The sequence below is a fragment of the Thermogutta sp. genome, from assembly GCF_014359955.1.
GTDB lineage: Bacteria > Planctomycetota > Planctomycetia > Pirellulales > Thermoguttaceae > Thermogutta.
In genome coordinates, this window is sequence record NZ_JACIYL010000488.1 from 1 (window position 1) to 3,367 (window position 3,367).

General features: G+C 59.6%; 2 protein-coding genes. Both read left to right on the forward strand.

The window, feature by feature from the left end:
* The coding region (locus H5U08_RS13385; protein WP_297033978.1) for a type 1 glutamine amidotransferase at positions 1–607 on the forward strand (607 nt) is incomplete at its 5' end.
* Positions 608–1,205: 598 nt separating this feature from the next.
* Positions 1,206–3,239 (forward strand): methyl-accepting chemotaxis protein, encoded by a 2,034-nt coding sequence (locus H5U08_RS13390; protein ID WP_297033980.1) that lies wholly within the window; start codon positions 1,206–1,208, stop codon positions 3,237–3,239.
* The last annotated feature ends 128 nt before the right edge of the window (positions 3,240–3,367 follow it).

The following is a 3,367-nucleotide window of genomic DNA, read 5'->3' on the forward strand; positions in this document are numbered from 1 at the left end:
GGAGGATCTGGATTGGGAGAACCTGGCGGGTCTGGTCGCGCTGGGTGGTCCCATGAACGTTGACGAGGTGGACAAGTTCCCCTATCTTGCCCGCGAAAAGGAATGGCTCACCCAGGCCGTGCGGCGTGAAATCCCCGTTCTGGGGATCTGTTTGGGGGCCCAACTGCTTGCCCGCTGCTTGAACGCCCGGGTTTATCCCAATCCGGTCAAGGAGATTGGCTGGTACGAGGTGAGCTTCACTCCGGCTACCGCAAGCGATGCGCTTTTCTGTGGGGTGCCATGGCGGGGAGTCGTTTTCCAGTGGCATGGCGATACCTTCACCTTGCCCGAAGGGGCCTTCTTGCTGGCCACCGCGAGCGACTGTGTCAACCAGGCTTTCCGCTTTGGGACGTGCGCGTGGGGGCTTCAGTTTCATCTGGAGGTGACGCCGGCCCTTGTGGAGGCGTGGATGGACTCCGCGGAAGCAAGCGGCGAGCTGGCACAACTCGGTTTATCGAAAACAAAAATTCTCGAAGAGACCCGCCGCCAGTTCGGCCGGATGCAGCGTTTGGCGGAAGTCGTGTTTCCCCGTTTTGCCCGGCTGTGTGCGCTGGGCGTTGCCCGGTGAAAAGAGGGGGCTTTTTCACATTTGGAGTGCGGCGATTTATGGAGTGCGGCGATTCATCGCCGCTTTCCGGTGAAGGCTTCAGCCTTCACGACCTTGCCGTTGATCCGAATGGAACCCGCGTCCGCCTTCCGGAGGGACCCGCTTGTCAGGTCCGTTATTTCGGAGGGACGTGCTTGTCACGTCCGCTTTTTTCGGAGGGACCCGCCTGTCGGGTCCGATAAACACCGATTGACGATCCATCCCACCTCATCGGGCACGACAAGCGTGCCCCTCCGACCTTCCGGAGGGACCTGCTTGTCAGGTCCGTTTTTCTCGGACGGACGTGCTTGTCACGTCCGCCGTTGAACGTTGGACCATCCATTGGCGTTCATCGGGGACTGAAGTCCCGCGCGGAAAGCGGGGCTAAAGCCCCGCACTCCAAAAAATTACTTGACGACCCCCCAATTGCAACCTAGGGTCCAGTAGCTTCCCCATTTCGTTCGGTTTTCCGGCCGCATGGGACTGGTCGGAGGACCGGGCAGTGCGGGGCACGGAGGGTTGGGTTGTCGATTGGTAGGGATGGGGTTTTGGTAGTCCTTTCAGAACGTGGGGGTTTGGTATGACTCTCAAACTGTCGCACCTGAGTCTCAAGGCCAAGTTGCTGGGCGGATTTCTCGCAGTGGCCGGCATCACCGCGGTGGTGGGTGGTCTGGCGTATTACGGGTTGTCCCAGTTGACCGAAGATGTAGACAACCTCGCCAACCAGGCGGTGCCCAAACTCAAATTGACCAACGAAATGAAATTCTGCTTTGAAAGCATCATGCGGATGCAGCGAACGCTCCTCAATCTGGATTTGGACCTCGAAAGCCGGCAGGGCCAATACCAGCAGCTGGAACAAATTCGGCAGGTAGAACACGACGCCATAAAGGAGTATGAGACATTGTTCCAACTTGACGAAGAAGCCAAGATCTGGCAGGAGTTCAAGGCCGAATTGGACACGACGATGCAGGAAAACGACAAATTCTTCGCCCTGGCGCGACAGTTCGATGAGATGCTCGCCAAATGCCAGCCGGATGAAAGCGGCAAGCGGCAGCTTTTCGCGGCGCTTGGGTATCAGTGCCGGTACTGGAAGACACAAGTGGGGCTGGATTTTGCAAACGTTTGGGGGAGCCTCAAAAACGCGTTGTTGCGTGCCAACGATGCCGGGGCATACAAGGCTGAAATGGAGCGGTACGCGGCGGCAAAGAGTCAGTTTGAAGCCTCAGTTGCCGAACTGGCCAAGCGAATGCCCCGCGTCGGCCTGAGCAGCGACACACTCGACTCGTTCAAAAAAGCCGTTCTCGAAATGTGCGCTGCTTATGAAAAGGCCCTAGCCAAATACGATCACAATGACCCGCAGTTGGTCGCCAAAGTGGACGGGGACGTGAAGGGCCTGGGGCAGAATTGCTGGGCGATCTACAAAGAACTGGAGGATGTCGTGCACGGACACGTTAATAGAATCGAGTCGCTCGCTGCCGAAATGCGGCACCAAGCCATGGATGTTTGTCGCATCCATATGGACAACCAGCAGCAGCGGCTGGCGAAGATTGTGGAGCTATGGGTCGATGAGTCCAAACGGATGGGTCAAGAGGGTGTTGCCATGGCCAGTTTTGCCAAAACGCTGGCCCTGGGAGCGACCGGGCTGGGCGTTGTCGTGGCTGTCATTCTGGGATTTGTCCTGGCCACCAGCATCATTCGTCCGGTGAACAAGGTCGTCGCGATGCTGAAGGACGTTTCTGAGGGAGAGGGGGACCTCACAAAGCGGCTGGAAGTTACCAGCCACGACGAGATCGGGCAGCTTGCGCAATACTTCAACGCGTTCTGCGATAAGCTGGAGGCGCTTATCCGCGATGTGGCGGCCAGTGCGGAGCAATTCAATGAAGGCTCGCGCGTGGTTTCGGAGGCGTCACAATCCCTGGCCAGTGGTGCCCAGGAACAGAGCGCCAGCGTGGAGCAGGTGAACGCAACCGTTCAGGAAATGGTGCGGATGATCGAGCAAGTGAAGGAGGCCGCCAGCGAGACCAATCGCCTGGCCCAGCAGGCCCAGACTGTGGCCCGCGAGGGAGGCGAAGCGGTGCAGAAGTCTGCGGAGGCCATGCAACTCATTCGGGCGAGCTCGCAGCGGATTGCCGAGATCATTCAGGTGATTTCGGAAATTGCCAGTCAGACGAATCTGCTGGCGCTCAACGCGGCGATCGAGGCTGCCCGGGCGGGCGAGCACGGCATGGGCTTCGCCGTGGTGGCCGACGAGGTCCGCAAGTTGGCCGAGCGGTCCAACCAGGCGGCCGGCGAAATCACGAAGCTCATCAAGGAATCGACCGCCCGCGTGGAAGAGGGGGCCGGGCTGAGCCAGCAAACTGAGGAGGCCCTGGCGCGGATTGTCGAGAGCGTGGAATCCACGAGCCAGAAGATCGCGGAGATTGCCAGTGCGGCGATGCAGCAAGCGGCCAGTGCGGAAGAGGTCAGCAAAGCGGTACAGAACATCGCCCAGGTGGTGGAGCAGTCCGCGGCGGGCAGCGAGGAGCTGGCCTCCAGCAGCGAAGAGCTCTCGGCGCAGGCAGCGGCCCTGCGGGAGCTGGTGAGCCGGTTTAAGGTTCGGGCAGCCATGGCCTGACGCACGGTCGTAAATCCCTTTGAGACGAGTTCTGCCTGCAGGGGTGACTCGCGCGAGTCACCCCTGTGTTTTTGGATTGGATGCGGTGCATTGTGCTTGGGTACGGCACTTGCGGCGGGGACTGAAGT